Origin of the sequence: Sphingobium chungbukense, from assembly GCF_001005725.1 — a bacterium.
Lineage (GTDB): Bacteria > Pseudomonadota > Alphaproteobacteria > Sphingomonadales > Sphingomonadaceae > Sphingobium > Sphingobium chungbukense.
Genome location: NZ_LBIC01000020.1, coordinates 103,456 through 124,071, shown reverse-complemented (window position 1 = coordinate 124,071; position 20,616 = coordinate 103,456). Strand labels below are relative to the sequence as shown.

The 20,616-nt window shown below is 63.6% G+C and carries 21 protein-coding genes; 13 read left to right on the top strand and 8 right to left on the bottom strand.

From position 1 onward, the window contains the following. Together YP76_RS25200 and YP76_RS25195 are read right to left on the bottom strand one after the other, a co-directional pair. Positions 1 to 2,434, bottom strand: a 2,434-nt coding sequence (locus tag YP76_RS25200) for a strawberry notch family protein (RefSeq protein ID WP_046766110.1), incomplete at its 3' end; no start/stop codon positions are given. Between the two features lie 112 nt (positions 2,435 to 2,546). Continuing rightward, positions 2,547 to 3,206: a DUF7146 domain-containing protein gene (locus tag YP76_RS25195; RefSeq protein ID WP_332307435.1), complete on the bottom strand. Its 660-nt coding sequence runs from the start codon at positions 3,204 to 3,206 to the stop codon at positions 2,547 to 2,549. Between the two features lie 593 nt (positions 3,207 to 3,799). Here YP76_RS25195 and YP76_RS25190 point away from each other — a divergent pair. Next, the gene (locus YP76_RS25190; protein WP_046766109.1) at positions 3,800 to 4,450 is read left to right on the top strand and encodes a winged helix-turn-helix domain-containing protein; all 651 of its coding nucleotides are present in this window, start codon (positions 3,800 to 3,802) and stop codon (positions 4,448 to 4,450) included. A gap of 154 nt (positions 4,451 to 4,604) precedes the next feature. Here YP76_RS25190 and YP76_RS25185 read toward each other — a convergent pair whose 3' ends face one another. From YP76_RS25185 to YP76_RS25180, 3 genes are all read right to left on the bottom strand, one after another. Then, on the bottom strand, positions 4,605 to 4,898 hold the full coding sequence (locus YP76_RS25185) for an HU family DNA-binding protein (RefSeq protein WP_021243576.1): 294 nt from the start codon (positions 4,896 to 4,898) through the stop codon (positions 4,605 to 4,607). Positions 4,899 to 5,454: 556 nt separating this feature from the next. Further along, positions 5,455 to 5,655 (bottom strand): DUF5818 domain-containing protein, encoded by a 201-nt coding sequence (locus YP76_RS27415; protein ID WP_021243578.1) that lies wholly within the window; start codon positions 5,653 to 5,655, stop codon positions 5,455 to 5,457. A 410-nt stretch (positions 5,656 to 6,065) separates the two neighbouring features. Next, on the bottom strand, positions 6,066 to 6,710 hold the full coding sequence (locus YP76_RS25180) for an outer membrane protein (RefSeq protein WP_021243579.1): 645 nt from the start codon (positions 6,708 to 6,710) through the stop codon (positions 6,066 to 6,068). A gap of 258 nt (positions 6,711 to 6,968) precedes the next feature. On the opposite strand from YP76_RS25180, the gene YP76_RS25175 reads away from it, so the two are divergent. The 3 genes from YP76_RS25175 to YP76_RS28950 all read left to right on the top strand — a co-directional run bounded on the left by YP76_RS25175 (position 6,969) and on the right by YP76_RS28950 (position 9,518). Beyond that, positions 6,969 to 8,585 (top strand): MASE1 domain-containing protein, encoded by a 1,617-nt coding sequence (locus YP76_RS25175; RefSeq protein WP_084733354.1) that lies wholly within the window; start codon positions 6,969 to 6,971, stop codon positions 8,583 to 8,585. Beyond that, the gene (locus YP76_RS25170; protein WP_021243581.1) at positions 8,582 to 9,166 is read left to right on the top strand and encodes a response regulator transcription factor; all 585 of its coding nucleotides are present in this window, start codon (positions 8,582 to 8,584) and stop codon (positions 9,164 to 9,166) included. Before YP76_RS25175 ends, YP76_RS25170 begins: the two co-directional genes overlap by 4 nt. 124 nt (positions 9,167 to 9,290) lie before the next feature. Continuing rightward, positions 9,291 to 9,518, top strand: a complete 228-nt coding sequence (locus YP76_RS28950) for a hypothetical protein (RefSeq protein WP_046766108.1) — start codon at positions 9,291 to 9,293, stop codon at positions 9,516 to 9,518. 82 nt (positions 9,519 to 9,600) lie between these two features. Here the strand turns inward: YP76_RS28950 and YP76_RS25160 are convergent, their stop codons facing one another. Continuing rightward, entirely contained in the window at positions 9,601 to 10,017 is a 417-nt protein-coding gene (locus YP76_RS25160) for a BLUF domain-containing protein (RefSeq protein ID WP_046766107.1), read from the bottom strand. A 238-nt stretch (positions 10,018 to 10,255) separates the two neighbouring features. On the opposite strand from YP76_RS25160, the gene YP76_RS25155 reads away from it, so the two are divergent. From YP76_RS25155 to YP76_RS25140, 3 genes are all read left to right on the top strand, one after another. Continuing rightward, a complete protein-coding gene (locus tag YP76_RS25155) occupies positions 10,256 to 10,825 on the top strand; it encodes a PilZ domain-containing protein (RefSeq protein WP_021243583.1) in 570 nt (189 codons plus the stop codon). 105 nt (positions 10,826 to 10,930) lie between these two features. Beyond that, positions 10,931 to 11,542: a response regulator transcription factor gene (locus tag YP76_RS25150; protein ID WP_198147594.1), complete on the top strand. Its 612-nt coding sequence runs from the start codon at positions 10,931 to 10,933 to the stop codon at positions 11,540 to 11,542. Positions 11,543 to 12,007: 465 nt separating this feature from the next. Beyond that, entirely contained in the window at positions 12,008 to 12,532 is a 525-nt protein-coding gene (locus YP76_RS25140; protein ID WP_021243586.1) for a hypothetical protein, read from the top strand. A gap of 86 nt (positions 12,533 to 12,618) precedes the next feature. Here the strand turns inward: YP76_RS25140 and YP76_RS25135 are convergent, their stop codons facing one another. Both YP76_RS25135 and YP76_RS25130 read right to left on the bottom strand, forming a co-directional pair. Then, positions 12,619 to 13,962 carry a chloride channel protein gene (locus tag YP76_RS25135; RefSeq protein WP_046766106.1) on the bottom strand — a complete coding sequence of 448 codons (1,344 nt, stop codon included), beginning with the start codon at positions 13,960 to 13,962 and terminating at the stop codon, positions 12,619 to 12,621. Next, positions 13,963 to 14,451, bottom strand: coding sequence for a MarR family winged helix-turn-helix transcriptional regulator (locus tag YP76_RS25130; protein WP_046766105.1), 489 nt, complete (start codon positions 14,449 to 14,451; stop codon positions 13,963 to 13,965). 209 nt (positions 14,452 to 14,660) lie between these two features. Here YP76_RS25130 and ectA point away from each other — a divergent pair, with 209 nt between their 5' ends. Genes ectA through YP76_RS25100 form a run of 6 tightly spaced genes read left to right on the top strand, consistent with a single transcriptional unit; the run spans position 14,661 to position 20,609 of the window. Then, a complete protein-coding gene (gene ectA / locus YP76_RS25125; protein ID WP_332307434.1) occupies positions 14,661 to 15,206 on the top strand; it encodes a diaminobutyrate acetyltransferase in 546 nt (181 codons plus the stop codon). A gap of 29 nt (positions 15,207 to 15,235) precedes the next feature. Then, positions 15,236 to 16,543: a diaminobutyrate--2-oxoglutarate transaminase gene (gene ectB / locus YP76_RS25120; RefSeq protein ID WP_046766104.1), complete on the top strand. Its 1,308-nt coding sequence runs from the start codon at positions 15,236 to 15,238 to the stop codon at positions 16,541 to 16,543. A gap of 12 nt (positions 16,544 to 16,555) precedes the next feature. Next, on the top strand, positions 16,556 to 16,969 hold the full coding sequence (locus YP76_RS25115) for an ectoine synthase (RefSeq protein ID WP_046766103.1): 414 nt from the start codon (positions 16,556 to 16,558) through the stop codon (positions 16,967 to 16,969). A gap of 24 nt (positions 16,970 to 16,993) precedes the next feature. Then, on the top strand, positions 16,994 to 17,914 hold the full coding sequence (thpD, locus tag YP76_RS25110) for an ectoine hydroxylase (protein WP_046766102.1): 921 nt from the start codon (positions 16,994 to 16,996) through the stop codon (positions 17,912 to 17,914). Then, complete coding sequence (locus tag YP76_RS25105; RefSeq protein WP_046766101.1) at positions 17,911 to 19,350, top strand: aspartate kinase; 1,440 nt, start codon at positions 17,911 to 17,913, stop codon at positions 19,348 to 19,350. The genes thpD and YP76_RS25105 overlap by 4 nt, the downstream gene beginning before the upstream one ends. Positions 19,351 to 19,370: 20 nt before the next feature. After that, positions 19,371 to 20,609 (top strand): MFS transporter, encoded by a 1,239-nt coding sequence (locus YP76_RS25100; RefSeq protein ID WP_021243594.1) that lies wholly within the window; start codon positions 19,371 to 19,373, stop codon positions 20,607 to 20,609. The last annotated feature ends 7 nt before the right edge of the window (positions 20,610 to 20,616 follow it).

Genomic DNA, 20,616 nt, shown 5'->3' with positions numbered 1-20,616 from the left:
GGGGCGAGAGGTCGATCTCCAGGTCGGCCCGTTCTCCAGCGCTCAGCTCGCCAAGGCGACGGTCGAGGATGGATTGCGCGGTCGTCACCAGCTGGATGACGACGGACTGATTGGCGTCAAGATGCGCCTCTATCGCCGCGATCACCGTCGGCAGCTTCATGCTGAGCAGCAGCTGCCCGAAGAAGCGCTGCTTCGTCGTCTCGAAGCGGGAGCGGGCGGCGGCCTTGGCGCCGCTGTTGAGCGTCCTGTCCTCCAGCGGGTCAACCACCCCCGTCAGCTCCAGCGCGCGTTCCATATTGCGGTGAATCACCTGCCACGCCTCGGCGTAGCGGTCATAGATCGCGATCTGGCCCGGCGTCAGCTCGTGCCGCAATATCTCATATTCAACGCCGTCAAAGCTTAACGCGCGGGCGGTGTAGAGGCCCAGGGCCTTAAGATCGCGCGCCACCAGTTCCATAGCGGCAATCCCGCCCTTGCGGATATCGGCGATGAACTGCTCGCGATTGGCGAAAGCGGTTTCAGGTCCCCACAGGCCCAACCTTACGGCATAGGCCAGATTATTGACGTCGGAGGCTGCGGTCGCCGTGGCATAGAGGATGCGCGCGCCGGGCAGGTTGTTCTGGAGCAGAACGCCGCAAAGGCCCTGGAGCGAGCCCTCTTTTCGTCCAAGCGCGCCTTCACCGCCTCCAACCCCGCCCATTTCATGCGCTTCATCGAAGCCGATCACACCTTCAAAATCGGGGCCTGCCCATTGGATGATCTGCTGCAGCCGGCTGCTTGCGCCGCGCGCGGATCGCAACATGGGGTAGGTGACGAAGAGGACGCCCTGCTCAAGCGCGAGGGGCTGGTCGATCTTCCAGTTGGACAAGGGCTGAATGTCGCCCGGCAGCCCGCCGAGCGCCGTCCAGTCGCGGCGGGCGTCCTCGAGCAGCATTTCATTCTTGGTGACCCAGATGTTGCGGCGGCGGCCCTGGAGCCAGTTGTCAAGAATGCAGGCGGCGACCTGGCGGCCCTTGCCGGCTCCCGTGCCATCGCCGAGGAAATAGCCCTTCCGATAGGCATGCCCCTGTTCGCTTTCCTCAAGGCCCGCCCCTTCCCTGGCGGGAAGGAATTTGCCCGGGAGGAATTGGGACCAGGCATGTCCTGCATAGACGACCGTCTCGAGCTGGGATGCCGAGAGCAGGCGGTGAGAGACAGTACGCTCGGGCAGGAGCGGCACATAGCGGGGAATGGGAGCGGCGATCGAGCCCATCGCCACGGACTCCACGAGCGCGGTAGGATGCTCGCCGGCCGTCTCGAACCGGATACGGCTCGGTCTGTAGGGAAGATAGACCCCGACCTGTCCAAGAAGCGGGGCCGGCGTATCGAGCGCTGAATAGCGCACGGCGGCGACGTCGTTGCGGACCGGCGCATGACAGGGCCGGGGCCGGGGCCGGGTGGCTCTGGCGGCGCTGAAAAGGGAAATCGCTGCCGGACGCCCGGGCTGCGCGGGCAATGGCGGCAAAGGGGCACGGGACGGGACTGCAAGCGTCGCGATGAGTTCGCGGATCGAGCCGCTCTCGATGGTTGGGGGAACCTCGCCGCCCCCGACCCTGTCGATGACGAGAAGGCGCACGCTGATCGACGTGCCGTGCCTCAAATAGCATTTGTCGAGACGAATGGAGGCGCGCAGGCTGGCATGCTGGAGTCCCGTCCAGGTAGGGTCGCCGATCCGTGCATGGGGGTTGAACCATTCGGGCATGACCGCGACCAGCCTGCCCCCGGGCCGCAGCCGCCGCAGGGCCGCTGCAAGATGGCGCAGGGCGGCATGGCGGTCGGCGCCGCGGCCTGCCGATCGGGAAAAAGGAGGGTTCATAAGGACCAGGCTTGGCCGAGGCGCGGCAGCCAGTGCGGCATCGATGAGCGCCCCATCATGGCCGGTGACAAGGGCATCGGGAAAGGACTGGGTAAGGCGGATGCGCCGCCGCGGCGCAAGTTCATTGAGCTGAAGGGTGGCGGACCGGCCGCAATGGGCCACAAGAAGACCATTGCCGGCGCTGGGTTCAAGGATGATATCGTCGGGCTGGATGTCGGCCAGCACCACCGCGAGGGCGGCAAGATCGACCGGCGTTGAGAATTGCTGCCATTCCACCTGTTCCTCGCTGCGCACTGTGTGGGTTGGAAGGCGATCAAGAAGGTCGCATGCGGCCGCGACGTCGCAGGGTTTCCTCAGGGAAAGGGGGCGGAGCCCAAGATGCTGGACCAGCGCATGCTCAAGGATCTCGAAGCTGTCGCGCTGGGTCCAGAGGCCATCGGCATCGCTGCCTCCAAAAGCCTGCATCATCGCTGCGCTGAGGTCCGCGCGGGTGATGGGGTCTGTGGAACCGAGGCGATCGCCAAGAATGGCGGCGGCACGCTGTTCGCCAAGGATCAGGGCATCGGGGATGGCGGGCATGGATCATTTCTCCGAAAAGCTGGCTGTCCCTTCGACAGCGTCAGCCCTTCACGCCCCCTCTTCTTGCCTGTGGGTTGCCGGCTGGAAGACCGGCAGGCGCTTTGGTCGCGCTTCAGCGCTGCGGGGAACGCACCGTTTCGAGCGCCTCGGCCCAGTCCTTGACGCCTTTGGGCGTCCTGATGCTGATCTCGAGGCCAGGCCGGGCGTAACGACGCATCGCCCGCGCGGCCGCGCGCTCGCCCTCGCCGTCATTGTCCGCCGCCAGGATCAGCGATGAGAGGGACTGCGGCAATATGAGGCGGTCGAGCCGCCTCGCGCCCAGGCTCGCCCAGCAGGGCTCGCCTTCGAGCAGGTTGAAGGCGCGAGCCGTCTCGAACCCTTCTGCAAGCGCCAGCACAGAATCGGGCCTGCCGCCGCCCTGCCAGGCGCCCCCGCCCGGCCTGCCCAGGAGCAGCTTCATGCGACACGCCCCGGTTTGAGGATCAAGGAAGATGCGCTGGACCGCGGTCAGCTGCCGCCCCTCCCGGACCGCGAGCAGAAGAGCGGGCTGATAACTCGTCCAGGGCAGCGGCCGATAGGGACAGCGCGGATGGTATCGCACATCGGCGACGGGCGGCTCGAGCCCCCGGAGGGTCATGTAGCGCTCGGCAAGGGTTCCGCTGACAGGGCCGGCCTGCGCCCACAGGCGCGCTGCACTCCCGGAAGACCGGGAGGGCGTGTCACAATAGGCGAAGCGCTTGCGGCGCGGGATGCGCCGCAAGGCACGCAGCACATCCTCCCGGGCGCAGCCGGCAAAGCATGTGACCAAAATCCCATGATCGCCCTGCCGTATGGATAGGCTTGGGGCTCGATCATCATGCACGGGACACCGGCACATGGCGGTGCGGCCATGCCAGCTCCCGTCAAGGGCCCCTACAAGGTCGATGGTGTCCTGGGACGGTCGTCGGGTTATCAGCGGCATCAGCCCATCTCCTTTTCCCATCGCCCAGCCACTCTCCCCTTTCGGCCGAACCGAGGGGTGGCGTCGGGACAGCATCCGATGATGCGGATGTCGAGCGGGCCTCCTCGGGGCGTTCGGTCTGAAATACCGCAACGCTGCAGACGGCGGGATCAGCTGATTCCAGAGCATCGAAAAGGAGGAACGAACATGGATTCTTCGTCAATTTCATGTTTGTGACATGCGAATCCTTTCAGATCAGCGCATTATTGTTTGCTTCTGATCTATCAAGGGGTTAACTGAAATCTATTCGGACCTTGTGCGCGCATGCGAGCCCCATTCGAGGGGCAAGGAGCCGTTAATGTCAATTTTAACATAATAGAATTCCACGAATGGATGGAATTTTTCGCAGGACTAGGAGAATTCACTTGGGATCGGAAGACAAATCTACCATTAATCAGAGTGTAAGGCTGGATTCTCTCACGATTGATGACCTGAAATCTCTGGAACAGTCCTTTCTGGAAGCCGCTAATTCCATCGCGGCTGTCCGCAACGTTCTTGACCAGGTCATCGATACTGGCGCGCCTTTGACAAAAGCCATTGGCGCGAGCCGGGCAGGTGCGGCGGCGCGTTACGCGCTTTCGGCGATGACGGAGGACCAGGCCGACGTCGAAGAGGCCCTCAAAGCCCTATGCAGGGGCCTCAAGACAGGAGATCGGGAAGAATTCATTCGCCAGCGGCTTGTCGATTGCTTCGCCCTGGAAGGCTGGGCGTCTGCCGGCGTCCTGCTTTGCCTCCTCCGCCAGCCGGGGCAATTTGTCTCGCACGCCCATCTGGCGGACGCGGCCTGCGTCCTCTCGGAGAGTCCCAATGTCGTGCGCGTCTATATCTGCCAGCTGCGCTCAAGCCTCAAAAGCCGGGGCTTTGAGGATGGCGCCATCGAGACCGGGCGGCGAAGCTACCGGATAGTTCCGAGCGCTGCCTTCGGGATCGTCAACGCGCTTGGCGTGTCCTTGAGACCGACCAGAAAGGCGAGCATGAGTGAAAGCCAAAGCCACAGCCAGGCTGCCGCGCGGTGACCGAGCCACCAGGCCAGCCCAAGGGCTGGCCTGCGCCTGCGGGGCGGCCGGTGGCCGGTCGGGCAGCCGCTCCCCTCAGGCGATGGAGCTGCCCGCGTTCCTTTTCCATGCATTGGCAGGTCCGGAACGGCCGCAAGCCTCAGCCAGGCGTCGCCTAATCCCCTGACCCCTGCGCGCGAAGCCGCTCACGCATCCGCTTGCCCGGCCTGAAATGCACGGCATTTTTTTCGGCCACCGGGACGCATTCTCCAGTCCGGGGATTGCGCCCCATCCGGGCCATGCGAGGCCGTGGGGTAAAGGTACCAAAGCCGCGAATCTCGACCCGTCCGCCCTTTGCGAGATTGTCGATGATTTCCTGGAAGAAAAGATTGACGATGCTCTCGACTTCCGAAGCGGAGAGATCGGGATGCTCTTCGAGCATCTTCTGGATCAGCTCAGATCTGATCATCACGCACCTTGAACAATCCCCCTCCTCAAACCATCGCCGCTTTCATGCCCCCATGATGGCGCCGTCCAGGACCAGGGACAGGAACCACGGTCGATCTTCAACAAGCCGCAATAGCTTTGTTCGATGAAATTGCAAGGATTCAGGAGTTTTGATTCTTCCAATACTTGGCATTCGCATCACGCCGTCGACGCGCATCGCCCGGCCTGCGTGGACGTTGGGAGGGGATTGGCCCCTTGCCGGCACCCCGTCGCAGGAGCGGTCCGACACGTCCCTGTAAACCAGTAGGTAAGAAGCTCCCGCTATTCCTGTAGCGCGCATCCGATGCGAGCGTCGGGCGTTGATGCCCTGTGACCGCACGACGGCGCCCGAAAAACATCGCGGCCTTACAGTTGGAGTTTCCATGACCGGTTCAAGTCCCTCCCGCCGCCGCCTTCCTCAGGGGAGTTGCTTCATCCTGCTCCTGCCGCTGGCGCTGGCCTTCTGGATGGCGGTGATGTGGCTGATCGATCAGGGGCGCTGAAGCTTGATTGAAGGCGCCCGGGCACGGCCCGGCCGGTCAGGCCTGCTCGATTTGCAGAACGTCCAGCAGATCGAAACCTGATCGGATGCCTGCGACCCGAACCCTGCGCCCGAGCAGGTGTCGATAGCGCCCGGTGACATCCAGGCGCCATTCACCGCCATCGGCTACGCGCAGGACGGGGTGAAGGCCAGCCTCGAGCAGGATTCCGGTCAGATCGTGGCGTGAACCTCTTGGCATCGATGCTCCTTCAGGCTGGCGACGGACGCTTCATGTCCCCCGGCCAGGATGAGGTTCCGCCGCCGCTCGCGCCGATTGCCTGCCATGAACGAAGCGGGCTTGCAACATTCCGTGGGGCTTCCCCCGCGCGAAAGCGCCAAGGCAAGTGAAGGCGTGCCGCTCAAAAGGGACTCCGCCCGACTGTGAAACAAGCGGAGCCAGTCTGAGGAAAAGCGCGAAACGGTCATGGGCGCCCTGCCAAAAAGGGCGTCCGTCGTCCGGACGCCCTCCTGGCTCGTTGCGCAAGAGCAGATTGCGAAACGAGTGCATCGGCTCGACCGCTCTACATATTTATTGTGTCGCGTTTCCCGGTCAGCAGATGATTGGCTTCGCCGAACTGGCGTTTCCATCTGCCAAGAAAACGCTCAAGCTCAATAGCGCCAGGAGATGCCCAGCGAGAGCTTGTTGTTGTCGACGCGGATGCCGTTGGCGCCGAGATCCTTGTTGAGGCCGGCGCTGCCATAATCCTCAATCAGATATTCAACGCGGATCGACGTCTGCGCGCCGATGCGGGTTTCCAGGCCAGCGCCGTAGACCAGCGCGTCCTGCATGGTCTTGGTGCCGTAGCTGTCCACGCCGTCAAAGGCGCTCGCCTTGAACTTGGTCGATTGCCAGCCGCCCCGGGCATAGAGAGCGGTGTTGTCGGCGATCATGGCGCCCAGCCGGCCGCTCAGGCCGAAGGATTCGCGCGCCCGGATCTTGCCGCTCACGCTATTCGTGCCGTCATCAAGGCTGGCAGAGATGCTTGCGCCCGAATAGTTCGCATTGGCTTCGACGCCGAAGAACAGGCTGTTCGAGAGGGCATAGTCGTAGCCGACATAGAGGCCGCCGCCGATGCCGTTGCCGCTCAGACCGTCGAGGTCCAGAGCCGCAATGCCAATGTCGGTGCCTTCAGCCTTGACCTCATAGGCGTCGCGGCTGATCTGCGCGCCGATGAACGGGCCGGAAAAGGTTTCTGCATGAGCGCAGGAGGTCCCGGCGACGATCGCCAGAAGCGCGATGGAAATATTTTTCATGGTTCCCCTGAATTGGTTCGCGTTGTCTAATCGTTTCGGTTGCGACCCGGAGAGCCGCCTAGAGAGGCAAACCTGCAACGTCAACCAATTCTGTTCGATTCCTTGGCAAGAGGCTTTTACCGGAAGCATAGCGCATATCTCATGTCTGACTATGCTTGCACAGCGAAGGACCAAGGCGCGCGCCCGCGCTTGAAAAAATGGCGGCCCCGGGAATTTCCCTGCTTCAATAACGGCGCCCGTCCCGGCAATGAAGGCCAAATGACCAGCGCCTTTTTCCCCATGCGCCGCAGTGGCAAGGCAGAAAGCGCGGCGCGGCCAGCGCCGGGCCCGCTGATCCTCATGCTGTACGGGCTGGGTTTCTGGCTCGCGCTCTCGATGGCCGCCTATTGGGGCGGAGAGGGCTATTATTCACTCTGGTTCCCGCCCGCAGGACTTCGGCTCGCGTTCCTCTGGCATTTTGGACCGAGGGCGACCCCTGCAATCATGATCGTCGAACTGCTGGTCAATCTGGGGATGGGAAGATTTTCCCTCGCCTCGCCCGACCGGCTGATCGCGCTGTGGGGCATCGTGCGCCCGGTCCTCGCTTATGGCGCGATCGTGGGGGTCATCCGCTGGCTCTCGAGCGGCAGCAGGGCAGGCATGATGACGCCGCCAATGCCATTTAGCCTCGCTGCGGCGGCCGCGCCGGTTTTCGCGGCGCTCACGGCGCTGCCCGAAGCTCTCTGGCGACCGGACCGGACACAGGTCACAACCCTTCCCGATGTGATCACCTCGCTCACCGCGTTCGCCGTTGGCGACCTGCTCGGGGTCCTCCTCATCGCGCCCCCTCTTCTCTGGATCGCCGGGACAGCCGGACGCGGGCGCAAGTCCCTGCCTTCGCGCCTCGCGCCGCCCTCCATTGCCTGGACACCGGTCATGGAGATGGCCTTCCTGCTAGGAGGAGCAATCGTCGTCACCCGTCTCCTCACGCATATCGGCCTTGGCTTTCAGCCGACCCCGGTCATCCTCGCCGTTGCCTGGACGGGATTGCGCTTCGGGCGCCTTGCGGCCTGGATCTCCCTGGCGGCCGTGGCCTGGCTGCTGCTGCCCGAGACAGCCGACGCCATCAGCACGACGGACCGTCTCGAGCGCCATCTCAACCTCGCAACCATCATGGTGGTGGGCTATCTTGCAGGCAGCTATCGCGACGCCCAGAAGCAGGCCAGGGCAGCGCTCGAGCGACGCGATCGGCTGCTCTTCCAGGCCGAGCGTCTCAAGACGTTGCGGGCCATGTCCGTGGCCGTGATCCATGAGATCAGCCAGCCCTTGTCCACCCTGGCGATCGAGGCGAGGCATCTTCACGCAATCACCGATCGGTCCGGACAGGAAATCAGGGAGAGCGCAGCGCTCATTGATCGCAAGGCGGCCGCCCTTTCCCACCTCGTCCGCCGCCTGCGCCGGTTCGGCGGGCGCGTGGTCGATGAACCCAGTCCCCTGCCCGTTCCGGCGCTGGTCGAGAGCGTGGTCGCCATCGCCGCGCCTGAAGCCAGGAGCCAGGGCGTCGCCTTGAAAGTCGGCCCGACAGACCCGGACCTGGTCATTCTTGGACAGGAGGTCGAACTGAGCCAGGCGCTGATGAACCTGCTGCGCAACGCCATTCAGCACTCCAGCGACCGGGCGGTCGAGCTGGGCAGCGAACGAAGGGGCGGCAGGGCCGAAATCACGGTTCTCAACCGATATGAACCTGAGGCTTCTCACGGCATGGGCATGGGCGTTGGCATTCTCGTGGCCCAGGCCATCGTGGAAGCGCATGGCGGACATCTGACCCGAACCAAAGGGCCCGACGGCGTCATGCTCGCGTCCATCATGCTGCCACTGGCGGGAGACTGTGCATGACGGGCGAGCCCAAAGTCTATGTGGTGGACGATGATCGCGACCTGGGTGGCAGCGTCGCGCGACTGCTTTGCCGGCAAGGCTTTGCCGCGGAGCCATTTCTCGATCCCGTGATGCTGCTCAATGCCTATGTCGAGGCGCCGGCCTCCTGCATCGTGACCGATGTCATGATGGACGATCTGGACGGTTTCGGCTTTGCCGACCGTGTCCGCTTCCTCGATCCTGCCGTCGCGATCGTCTTCATGACGGCCTGGCCCACAACGGCCAATGCCGTAGATGCCGTCCGCCGCCATGGCGGCCTCGATTATCTTGAAAAGCCGATTGATGAAGCGCGCCTGATCGCCGCTGTCACCGAAGGGGTGGCCTGGTCAAGCCGCAGGCGAAGGCAGTTGGGCCGCACCGCAGCCTTGACGCCCAGGGAAAGGGAGGTGTTCGACCTGCTCGTCCTGGGCCATAGCAACAAGGCGATCGCGGGGATCCTGGCGCTCAGCCCCAAGACGGTCGAGGATCATCGGGCGGCGATCATGGCGAAGACGGGGACCAGCGGGCTCGCCCAATTGATTGCCCTTGCCTCGCCCGGATGACGCGCCAGGCAAGCGAAGAGCGAGCCGTTTCGCGAACCCTGGTCATTGCCTGCATCCCGGGAAATTCCCGGATGGAATGATCCCACCTGCTGCCTGATAGGAGCCGCGCCAGGTCCAGTCTTGGATGGGCACCGGGCGGCGTTGCGACCCCGCCGCCCGGTTTCAACAGAAGCATGATCTCGACCAAGCCGGACCGGAACATGCACTCCATGCCTTGGACTTTCCCGCCTTGGCCGAGCGAACAGATGATGCCAGCTATCGACCGTGCGGGCAGATCGCGGCTCCTTCAACCTCAGCCGTCCTGATCGGTCAGGTGAGCCTGCTCGCCGTGATGGAGAAGCAAAGCCCGTGATCAGCGAGGGTGCGCGTCAAGACAGACAGGATTTTCGGGAAGGACAGCGAGGCGGCTCCTCGACTTGGGCCAGGCCAGGCAACTAGCTGCTGCCCGGGAATGCGAATTGCTCAAGCATATGCAAAAGCGCCTGGGCGCCCCCTTGGCGGTTCTTCAGGGCATCGGTGAGGGCGCCTTCGATCTTCGAGGCGACGAAGCGCGAGGGACCCGCATAGCCAAGGGACCAGGTGAGGAAATGACGGGTCGGGTAGGAACCACAGGCGATGGTACCGATATCCTGGTGCCTGGGATCCTGGAGAATGCTCTCCTGGAGTGCGGCAATGGCTGCAGGAGGACCTTCGATATACTGAGCGAAGTGACGTCCTGTAAACAAAAGCGCTCCGGTGACCTCCAGCGAACGATTTCTCTGTACAGAAATGGCGACGATATCCCCGACGTGCCTCTCGGCGTCGGTCTCGTCCAACCGGCTCGTGCTGATGTAGAACCATCGATCCAACATAGGCCGTTTATGCCCATTAGATCAGAAGAGTAAAGGCGAGACGCAAGGGTGGAGGCGTTGGCGCACCCCACCTAGATCTTGCAGCTGCCTGCGGGGGGGAGTCGCGATCGAGACCCCATTCTGCAAGGCGAGAGGTGAATATCATCGCCCTTGCGAGCTTCGTAAAAATACGAAGGCCCTGGTAAGGCGATGTCGAGGAATGCGGTTTAAGGGCGCCCCCGAACCCCGGAGGCCTTCCATGTTTGCGCACAAGTCCAGTGATTTCCAGCTCGAAGGCGCCGAACTGCGCCGCCATCCCCGTCAGACGGTTTACAAGTCGGCCTTGCTCTACCCTGTGGTGCGCGAGGCCACGTTGGCGATTGGCAACATCTCCAGAAGCGGCTTGAGCGGCCAGTGCGCCTTGCCGCTCAGCCTCAGGGACACGGTGCATGTGAGCTTCGACGGTGAGAAATTCGTGACGGCCGAGGTTCGCTGGACCAGGGGCTCGACATGCGGGCTTCTCGTTGAAGAGCCTCTTGTGTGCTTTGGCGGGGTTGAAGGGAATTCACCTGCCGCCGCAGCCGGCGAACAGGCCCGCGAGCTCCGGCTCGCCGCCGACCTTTCGGCAACGATCGTGAAGTCTGCGCCCGTGCTCGTCGGCACGGTTCGCAACATGTCGCTTGAAGGGATGATGATCGAAACGGCCGGCTTGCGGGAAGGCACGCGTCTTCTGGTCAAGACGCGCGGAGCTGATGTGCGTATCGGACGCGTTCAATGGGCAAGCGGCGATTTGGCAGGCATTTTCTTCGACCGCGCGATAGGCCTGTAACATCGCGGCGCCGTCGCGGCGCCCGCAACGATACTCCTGGCAGGGCGTTGAGCGGGAAAGGAGTGCGGGCGACCTGCGATGAATACCGGATGCTCGATCTATATAGTGGACAGCGACGCGCGCGTCCGCCGCCATCTGGTGATGCTTCTGCGGGGGCAGAACCACAAGCCCACTTCTTTTGCATCCGGCAACGACTTTGTAGAAGCGCTGGGCTTCCTTGAAGCGGGCATCTCCATCATCGACATGCGCCTGTGCGACATGGATGGCCTGGACGTGCTTCGGAAGACACAGGGCCGCCGTCCGGACATGCTTTTGATAATGATGGCGGCGAACACGGACGTCCGTACGGCAGTCCAGGCCATCAAGGAGGGAGCGGACGACTTTCTGGAAAAGCCCTTCGAGGACGATGCCATCGTGCAGCTCGTCGCGCACGCCATCCCGGAACTTGGCAGGAAAATCCAGTTTGCCGCGCGTCGATGCAGCGCAGCCAAGCAGCTTGATAAGCTCACGAGGAAAGAGCTCCATATGATGATCTCTCTATCGCTGGAGAGGGATAATGGAAAAGTCGCCGAGCAATATCAGGTGAGCGTCAGAACGGTTGAATCCTATCGGACGCGCATAATGAGAAAGGTAGGCGTCACCAGATTTTCCGATGCCTTGCTTTTGCTGTCCGCAGCCGGGGTTTCGCGCGCGCCCTTCCCCGAGAAGGCCTGTTGAAGGCGAGCCGGCAATGACGATCTAAGGTGGTTCTACGACGATCGCACAGCTCTGGAATTTACATTGGGGTCATCAGCAAATTCGGGAATTTGATGAATTGCCGGCTTGATGCGGGCCGATGCGCTTCCACAAACCGTCGCAGTCTCTCAGAATCACCGGATGAACGCGGCCAGGTCCATGCCGCCGCAGTTGGCGATCGCCGCCTTACCCTCGAGCAAAGGCGAGCCGGCCAGAATGGCCTGCATCAATTCCTGGCTGCCGGCCCTCAGGTCCGCAGATGAATCGGGCCGTACCAATCCGTCCGGGGAAATTCCCGGATGGAACGATCTCTCCTGCTGCCTGACAAGCGCAGCGCCTGCGACCGGGATGCCGAACCGCATTCCGCCTGATATGCATCATCCGCCATGCGAATTTGGAACCGCGTGCAAATCCAGGCGCTTGAGACATCCAGGGAGAAAATCGACGATGAAATGGATCGGCGTGGCTGCGCTGCTGCTTTGCTCGAGTGCCTCATGGGCGCAGCAACAGGACAAGAAGGACGAGACGCTCAAAAAGGCCGGCGACATTGCCACTCAACCCGTCCGTGACGTCGGCCTCGACAAGAAGGAAATACCCCAGGTCCTGCAAGAGGCGATGGAAGACCCTTATAAGCGGCCGCCTTCGCGCAGCTGCAAGGGACTGAAAGCCTCGCTGGAAGACCTGAACGCCGTGCTCGGCTCCGACTTCACCACCAGCGAAAATGCGAACGAGAATCGTGCGGGCAAGATCGCCGAAGCCGTAGGCAAGAGCGTTGTCAATTCGCTCATTCCCTTTCGCGGTCTGGTGCGGGAAATAAGCGGCGCTGCGCCCGCCGAACGGCGCTTGCAGGCGGCGGTGACGGCCGGGATCGCCCGGCGCGGCTATCTTCGTGGGCTGGCGGCCGCCAAGAGCTGCAAGATCATGAGCCCGCCGGCAACTTCGCAGGAACAGGCGCGGGACGCTGAAAAATGAGGGAAGCGCGGGCGGTTCAGCCCTGCAACCGTCTCATCGTGGCGATCATCCTGGTGAAAAACGCAACGGCCTGACCCAAGCCATTCTCAGTCCTGTCTGGCGATCGGCGGCGAGGCTGCGGCAAAGCGCCTGGACAGGCCGTGATAGAGCCGTTCCTTGCACAGGAGATGCGCTCCAAAATCGGCAACCAGGGCCGAAGCGAGCAAAGGCAGCATGAGACCCCGGCTTGCGGTCGTCTCCGATACGATGATCACCGCCGTCAGCGGCGCGCGCACGACCCCTGTGAAATAGGCGATCATGCCCAGCAGGACAATCGCGCCGGGCGGATAGGAGGGAAACAGGCTTCGAAGCATGTCGCCGATCCCCGCGCCCACCGAGAGGGATGGCGCGAAGATGCCGCCGGGAAGACCGGATACGGCGGTCGCGAGGCTCGCCAGGAACTTGGCGCCGCCAAACCAGACCGGTACGTCCGCGCCGGCAATGACCGCATGCGCGGTCTGGTAGCCCGTCCCCCAGGTGAGACCGGTGATCGTTCCCACAAGCGCCACGAGCGCGCCGCACGCCCCGGCAAAGAGAACCGGCCGTGCCCGCATCCAGCGCATCGGCGCGAACATCGTTGTGCCTGCTCCCAGCATCAGGCGCGAGAAGAGACCGCCTGCCAGCCCCCCCAGCACGCCGGCGACCGGCGCGGCCACCAGCGCGTCGCGCGCACTCAGCGTCTGGCGCATTTCGCCGAAATAGACATAGTCGCCCGATATGCCGAGGCTCACCATGCCCGCAATCAGGACGGCAGCCATGACGAGAAGCGTCATGCGCTGCTCATAGGCGGAGGCCAGTTCCTCGATAGCGAACGCCACGCCGGCAAGCGGCGTGTTGAAGGCTGCCGCAACCCCCGCCGCGCCGCCTGCAATATACACAGATGCCCGCAGCGGCACGCCCATCAGCCGATGGGCATGGCCCATGATCGACGCGGCGATCTGGACCGTGGGGCCTTCACGGCCCACCGAAGCGCCCAGGAACAGGCTGGCGATGGTCAGCACGAACTTCACGCAAACGGTCCGCGCAGAGGCGAGGGCCTCCAGGCCGCGCTCAGGATCGCGCGAGGCGGCGATCACCTGGGGGATGCCCGAGCCCGACGCCAGCGGGGCGACCTTGCAAGTCAGCCATGCGAGAACCGCAAAGCCGGGCGGCGTCAAGACCAGCGGCGCCCACCACCAGCGGCGTGCTCCCTCCAGAAACAGCTCGGCCGCCGTGTCGGCCAGACGGGCAAAGAGCAGCGCGACAAGGCCAACCAGCACAGCGCCGCCCAATATGGCGGTGCGCCGCCGCCATATCAAAGCCTGGGGCCCATGACGCCGCAGCAGCAGGCGGACAAGACGAAATGTCCGGCTGTAGCGCCCATGGCCGGATCGGCGGTGGCCTGCCGGCATTCAGACAGGCTCCGACCGGTCGATCAAGCCGCTATCGAGCAGCGGCGCGGCGTCGATGTCCTGGGCGTCCATCAGCATGGCGAGACGCTCGACAGCGGCAAGGATCATCGCCTGCTCCCATGGAGGCAAATCGACAAAGCGGCCGGTAAACGTCATCTGCAGCGGATCGGGAGCGTCGGCGAGAGCCGCCCTGCCTGCGGGCTGGGCGGTGAGGATGAATTGACGCTTGTCCCGCTCGCTGCGTTGGCGCTGGACAAAGCCGAGTTCCTGCAACCGGTCCACGATGGTGGTGATCGTCGCCTGGCTGAACTGGAGGGCGCTGGCGACGGCGCTGGGCGTTGCGGCCGCACGGCCGGCGATTTCGCGCAGCACGAGCAATTGCGAAGGCGTAAGCCCCGTCGCCGCGGCGAGCTGGCGGCTGCCGATCTCGGTCGCCCGCAGGACGCGGCGAAGGGCACGGAGCGTGAGCGAGGCAAGTTCTGGTTCCATGGCCTGTCTACTGAAATGATAGCGAAATCCCCTAGCAAAATCCTTAGTCAAATAAAGCATTTTTCTCAGATGCTTTATCGGTCGAAGGAGGGATTTTCCCCTTCAAGGGTTGAAAACCGAGTCAAAACGCGCATATAACACGCCAAAATTGAATAGGCAGACCGTTCTGCCTGATAATATGTTTCGGGAGATTAATTATCTTCGATCGTTTGACCGGCACGGCGGTTCCGCCGCCGGGGGTCGGCGCGCGCCCTGCGCCAGAGGTTCGTGCAGATGTCGTGTTGCGCCGTCCGCTTGCAACCGACGGTCCCGCCGTCACCCGCCTGGTGGGCGCCTGCCCGCCGCTTGATCCCAACTCGGCCTATTGCAACCTGCTCCAGTGCACGCATTTCGCCGACACTTGCGTGATTGCCGAGCAGAATGGCAATATCGCCGGCTGGGTGTCGGGCTATCGCCCGCCCAGCGACCCTCATGCTCTCTTCATCTGGCAGGTGGCGGTATCGCCCGCCGCGCGCGGCATGGGCCTTGCCGGCCGCATGATCGAGGCATTGCTCGAGAGGCCCGCCGTCAGGGGCGCCACGCACCTTCTCACCACCGTGACCGGCGACAATGGCCCGTCATGGGCGCTCTTCGAGGGGCTGGCGGCGCGTTGGGGGGCACCGCTTCACCGCCGCCCGCTCTTCGAGCGCGACACCCATTTTGCCGACGCGCACGCGACCGAATGGGAAGCGCGCATCGGTCCGCTGGCACGCTGAGCGCGCCGCTTATCAACAGGAGGAACAAAATGATCCCCACCGGTCCCAGACCCACGTCCCGGACGCCTGACACAAGCCTCTACGAGCGGCGCGAGTCCGCCGTGCGCAGCTATGCGCGGTCGATGCCGCGCCAGTTCGCCAGGGCGCACAATGTGTGGATGCATGACAATCAGGGAGGCCGCTATCTCGATTTCCTCTCAGGCTGCTCCACGCTGAACTACGGCCACAATCATCCCGTGCTCAAACAGGCGCTGCTCGATTATGTGGCCGCCGACGGCATCGCGCACGGCCTTGACCTGCACACAGACGCCAAGGCTGCGTTTCTCGATGCGCTCGAGCAGCTGATCCTCTTGCCGCGCGGCCTCGACTATCGCGCGATGTTCACCGGCCCCACCGGCACCAATGCGGTCGAGGCGGCGATCAAGCTCGCGCGCAAGGTGACCGGCCGCGAGATGGTGATCGCCTTCACCAACGGCTTCCACGGCATGACGCTGGGTGCGCTCGCCTGCACCGGCAACGCCGCCAAGCGCGGGGGTGCGGGCGTGCCGCTCAGCCATGTCGCGCACGAGCCCTATGACGGCTATCATGGGGCCGATGTCGACACGGCCGCGTTGCTGGAGCGGCGTCTTGCCGATCCCTCGAGCGGCCTTGACGCACCGGCCGCGATCCTCGTTGAGACGGTGCAGGGCGAAGGCGGGCTCAACGCTGCATCGCCTGGCTGGCTGCGCAAGATCAACGCTATCGCCAGGCGGCACGGCGCGCTGATGATCGTGGACGACATCCAGGCGGGCTGCGGGCGCACCGGCGGCTTCTTCAGCTTTGAGGGCCTGGGCTTCACGCCCGACATCGTCACCATGGCGAAGTCGCTCTCGGGCATGGGCCTGCCCTTTGCCCTGACCCTGCTGCGCCCCGAACTCGACCAATGGGCGCCGGGCGAGCATAACGGCACCTTCCGCGGCAATAATCACGCCTTCGTGACCGCGACGGCCGCACTGCGCCATTTCTGGAGCGACGGGCGCTTCGAACGGGACGTCGCGCGCCGCGCCGCCCTGCTGGAGCGCAGGCTGGACGCGATGGCGGCCGAACATGGCCTCTCGACCCGGGGACGCGGCATGATGCGCGGCATCGACATGGGATCAGGCGAGGCGGCCGCCGCGGTTACCGCGGCCTGCTTCGAGCGCGGCCTCATCATCGAAACCAGCGGCGCGCGCGATGAGGTGGTCAAGGTCCTGGCGCCGCTCATCATCGATGATGCGCTGTTCTCTTCCGGGCTCGACATATTGGCCAGCTGCATTCGTGAGGCGCTCGCCCTCCCCTACGGCGTTGCCGCCGAATAAGAAGGAGATATCATGATTGTTCGTAAACTTCAGGACATCCGCAAGTCTGATCGCAACGTCAAATCTGCTCAGTGGGAAAGCGCTCGTCTTCTGCTGAAGGACGACAGTATGGGCTTTTCCTTCCACGTCACCACCATGTACGCTGGCGAGGAAATCAGGATGCACTATCAGAACCATCTCGAAGCGGTGCTGGTTCTCAAGGGAAGCGGGACCATCGAGGATCTGGGCACCGGCATCACGCACCAGCTCGCTTCCGGCGTCATGTATGCGCTCAATGCCCATGACACGCATGTGGTGCGGCCAACGACCGACATATTGTGCGCCTGCGTCTTCAATCCGCCCGTCACGGGCCAGGAAGTACATGATGAAAGCGGCGCCTATCCGGCCGAAGCGGACATGACCCGCGAGGCCGCACTGACCAACTGACCTTTACGAAAGGGGGGAAGTCCCTTGCAAGACGTCTACCCATCCCGCCACGCGAAAGTGGCGGAGTTTTTGCCGCGCCTCGACCCGGTCGTTCACAGCGACTGGAACGCGGACGCGCCCATCAGCATGGAACAGGCGGCGCAGTTTGACCGCGATGGCTATCTGGTGATGGACAATCTCTTTTCAGACGAGGAGGTCGCCTTTCTCCAGCGCGAAGCCGGCAGGCTTCTGGCCGATCCCGACGCGCTGGAAGAAGAGACAGTCATCAGTGAGCCTGGCAGCCGGGAAATCCGATCGATCTTCCGCATCCATGCACAAAGCCAGGTCGTCGCGCGTCTCGCGGCAGATCGGCGGCTGGCCGATGTCGCGCGATTCCTGCTGGGCGACGACGTCTATATTCATCAGTCCCGCCTCAACTATAAGCCAGGATTTCGGGGCAAGGAATTCTATTGGCACAGCGATTTTGAAACCTGGCACATCGAGGATGGAATGCCGCGTATGCGGGCGCTTTCGATGTCGGTGTTGCTGGCTGAAAACACAGCCCACAACGGGCCGTTGATGCTGATCCCCGGCTCGCATCGCAGCTTCCTGACCTGCGTGGGCGAAACGCCCGAGGATCATTATCGCATGTCATTGAAGCAACAGGAATATGGCGTACCGGACGAGGACAGCCTGGCCGAGCTGGCTCACAAGCATGGCATCGTGGCGCCAACGGGCAAGCCCGGGTCGGTCGTGATTTTCGATTGCAACATCATGCATGGATCGAACGGCAATATCACGCCCTTCCCCCGCGCCAACGCCTTCCTGGTCTATAATGCCGTCAGCAACCGGTTGGCCGCGCCCTTCGGGGTCGACAAGCCGCGCCCGGAATTCATCGCGGCGCGCGGCGCGCCACAGCCGATCATACCTGTATCAGGTCCGCTGGCCGAGGAGGTGCTGATATGAACCGCCATAGCGTCGAGAAGATCGGTGGCACATCCATGGCCGAGACGGCCATACTGTTCGACAATGTCCTGATCAGCGGCCGAAAGGGGACTGAACTCTACAACCGCATCTTCGTCGTGTCCGCCTATGCGGGGATGACCGACCTGCTGCTGGAACATAAGAAGAGCGGTCAGCCGGGCGTCTACGGCCGCTTCGTCGCGGATGATGGCGGGGACGGCTGGCGCGAGGCGATGGAAGCGGTGCGCGTCGCCATGCAATCGCGCAATGCACAGATGTTCGCGCGGGCGGACAGCCGACGCGAAGCCGACGCATTCGTCGATATGCGGATCGATGCAGCGGCGGCCTGTCTGAACGATCTGGCGCGGCTGCGCAGCCATGGGCGCTTCTGCGTCAAGGAGCAGCTCGCAACCGTGCGCGAAATGCTGGCCGGGCTGGGCGAGGCGCATAGCGCCCACAGCACCGCCCTGTTGCTGCGCGACCGGGGCGTCAATGCTGTCTTCGTGGACCTGACGCTTTGGCACCAACAGAATATGCAGCAACTCGACGAGCGGATCATGACGGCGCTCGCTCCGATCGATCTGTCTTCCACCATGCCGATCGTCACGGGCTATGCAGGCTGCAGCGAGGGCATGGTGCGCCGTTACGCGCGGGGCTATTCGGAAATGACCTTCTCGCGCATCGCGGTGCTGACCAGGGCGCGCGAGGCGATCATCCACAAGGAATTCCACCTGTCGAGCGCCGACCCCAAGCTGGTCGGAACGGACAAGGCGCGCAAGATCGGGCGGACCAATTATGACGTCGCCGATCAGCTGGCCAATCTGGGCATGGAGGCGATCCATCCCGGCGCCGGGCGCGGGCTGCGCCAGACCAATATTCCGCTACGCGTGCGCAACACGTTCGACCGGGAAGATGGCGGGACGCTGATCTGCGGCGATTATGTGTCCGAAAGCCCGCGCGTCGAGATCGTGACCGGCATCCGCCACGCCCAGGCGCTCCAGTTCTTCGAACAGGACATGGTGGGCGTGAAGGGCTATGACGCCGCCATATTGGAGGCGCTCACGCGGCATGGCGCCTGGATCGTCAGCAAATCATCCAACGCCAACACCATCACCCATTATCTGTCGGCAGACGCGGCGATGGTGAAGCGGGTCATCGACGATCTCCAGCAACGCTATCTGGATGCCTCGATCTCGGCTCATCCGGTGGCGATGGTGTCGGTAATCGGAAGCGACATATCCCGGCCCTCTCTGGTCGCCGATGCGCTGCGCGCGCTGGACGATGAAGGGATCGGCGTCATCGCGATGCAGCACCAGATCCGCAATGTCGATGTGCAGTTCATCGTCGATGTCGAACATTATGATGCCGCCGTCCGGGCGCTGCACAGCGCCTTGGTGGAGCGCGACAAGACGGCTTTGGAAGGACGGCGCGCCGCCTGAACGGCGTCCGATCGACTGTCATGCTATTGGCCATCCAACCCGTGCGCAGCCTTTTGCTGTCCATCTTCATGCTGATGGCGGGCAGCGGATTTCTGGCAACCCTGATCAGCCTGCGGCTCAATCGGGCGGGCAGCGGCACGATGACCATCGGCATCGTCGCCACCGCCTATTTCGGCGGGCTGATCATCGGGTCGCTGCGGGCGGGCGGCATAGTGCGGCGGGTAGGCCATATTCGCGCCTTTGCCGCTTTCGTCGCCCTGCTGTCGGCCAGCACATTATCCTATGCGCTGTGGACGCAGCCGCTGTTCTGGATGCTCTTGCGGCTGATCGACGGCATCTGCGTGGCAGGCGTTTTCGTGTGCCTGGAAAGCTGGCTCAACGATCGCACAGAGCCGCAGATGCGCGGCAGCGTGCTTGCCGCCTATATGGTCGCGCTCTATTCAGGGCAGGCAATCGGGCAACTGCTGCTCGGAGCGAGCGGGTCGCTGCCCGCGATCCCCTTCCAGCTCGCGTCCATTCTCATTTCGCTCGCCATCATCCCCTTGTGCCTCACGCGCAGTGCCGCACCCGCGCCGGTCGAGGCGAGCGCCTTCTCGATCCGTTCGCTGCTCGCTGCATCGCCGCTCGGCGCGTGGGGCGCCCTCGCCACCGGGATGATGCTCGGCGCCTTCTACGGCCTGGCGGCGGTCCATGTCCGGCGGCTGGGCCTCGACCTTTCGCAAACCGCGGGGTTCATGCTCATCGTGATCCTGGGCGGAGTGGCGCTGCAATGGCCGCTGGGACGTCTGTCCGACCGGCATGACCGGCGTCAGGTGATCGTGGGCAGTTTCACCGCGGCGGCACTGGTCAGTCTGGCGCTATCGCTGATCGGCGGCGGCCCCCTGCTCATGGGGCTGGGCGCGCTGTTCGGCGGCCTGAGCTTTGCTCTTTATCCGCTGTGCGTGGCGCATTGCAACGACCGCCTGCTGGAAACAGAAAGGGTAGCGGCGAGCGGCCGGCTGGTGCTGATCTACTCCGTGGGCGCGGCGCTGGGGCCGCTCATAGGCGCGGGCTTCATGACCGTGGCGGGAACGGGAGGACTGTTCCTGTTCATAGCTCTGAGCGCCGGGCTGGCCATGGCGGTCGGGTTATGGCGGCAGCAGGCCTGTGCGCCTGTGCCGGGAAAATATCAGCAGGATTTCCAGATCGTGCCGCGCACGACACCGATGGCCTCGCTGCTCGACCCCAATGTCTCGGATGATGAAACCGCCGCAGGATGACGTGAGA

What these genes read in the sequence shown, in the direction of transcription:
- YP76_RS25135 (WP_046766106.1), bottom strand. Translation starts at nt 13,962, where the DNA reads ATGCCGGCAGGCCACCGCCGATCCGGCCATGGGCGCTACAGCCGGACA.
- YP76_RS25170 (WP_021243581.1), top strand. Translation starts at nt 8,582, where the DNA reads ATGACGGGCGAGCCCAAAGTCTATGTGGTGGACGATGATCGCGACCTG.
- YP76_RS27415 (WP_021243578.1), bottom strand. Translation starts at nt 5,655, where the DNA reads ATGCCAAGAGGTTCACGCCACGATCTGACCGGAATCCTGCTCGAGGCT.
- YP76_RS25105 (WP_046766101.1), top strand. Translation starts at nt 17,911, where the DNA reads ATGAACCGCCATAGCGTCGAGAAGATCGGTGGCACATCCATGGCCGAG.
- YP76_RS25180 (WP_021243579.1), bottom strand. Translation starts at nt 6,710, where the DNA reads ATGAAAAATATTTCCATCGCGCTTCTGGCGATCGTCGCCGGGACCTCC.
- YP76_RS25140 (WP_021243586.1), top strand. Translation starts at nt 12,008, where the DNA reads ATGAAATGGATCGGCGTGGCTGCGCTGCTGCTTTGCTCGAGTGCCTCA.
- YP76_RS25175 (WP_084733354.1), top strand. Translation starts at nt 6,969, where the DNA reads ATGACCAGCGCCTTTTTCCCCATGCGCCGCAGTGGCAAGGCAGAAAGC.
- ectB (WP_046766104.1), top strand. Translation starts at nt 15,236, where the DNA reads ATGATCCCCACCGGTCCCAGACCCACGTCCCGGACGCCTGACACAAGC.
- YP76_RS25115 (WP_046766103.1), top strand. Translation starts at nt 16,556, where the DNA reads ATGATTGTTCGTAAACTTCAGGACATCCGCAAGTCTGATCGCAACGTC.
- YP76_RS28950 (WP_046766108.1), top strand. Translation starts at nt 9,291, where the DNA reads ATGGGCACCGGGCGGCGTTGCGACCCCGCCGCCCGGTTTCAACAGAAG.
- YP76_RS25130 (WP_046766105.1), bottom strand. Translation starts at nt 14,451, where the DNA reads ATGGAACCAGAACTTGCCTCGCTCACGCTCCGTGCCCTTCGCCGCGTC.
- YP76_RS25185 (WP_021243576.1), bottom strand. Translation starts at nt 4,898, where the DNA reads ATGATCAGATCTGAGCTGATCCAGAAGATGCTCGAAGAGCATCCCGAT.
- YP76_RS25160 (WP_046766107.1), bottom strand. Translation starts at nt 10,017, where the DNA reads ATGTTGGATCGATGGTTCTACATCAGCACGAGCCGGTTGGACGAGACC.
- YP76_RS25100 (WP_021243594.1), top strand. Translation starts at nt 19,371, where the DNA reads ATGCTATTGGCCATCCAACCCGTGCGCAGCCTTTTGCTGTCCATCTTC.
- YP76_RS25155 (WP_021243583.1), top strand. Translation starts at nt 10,256, where the DNA reads ATGTTTGCGCACAAGTCCAGTGATTTCCAGCTCGAAGGCGCCGAACTG.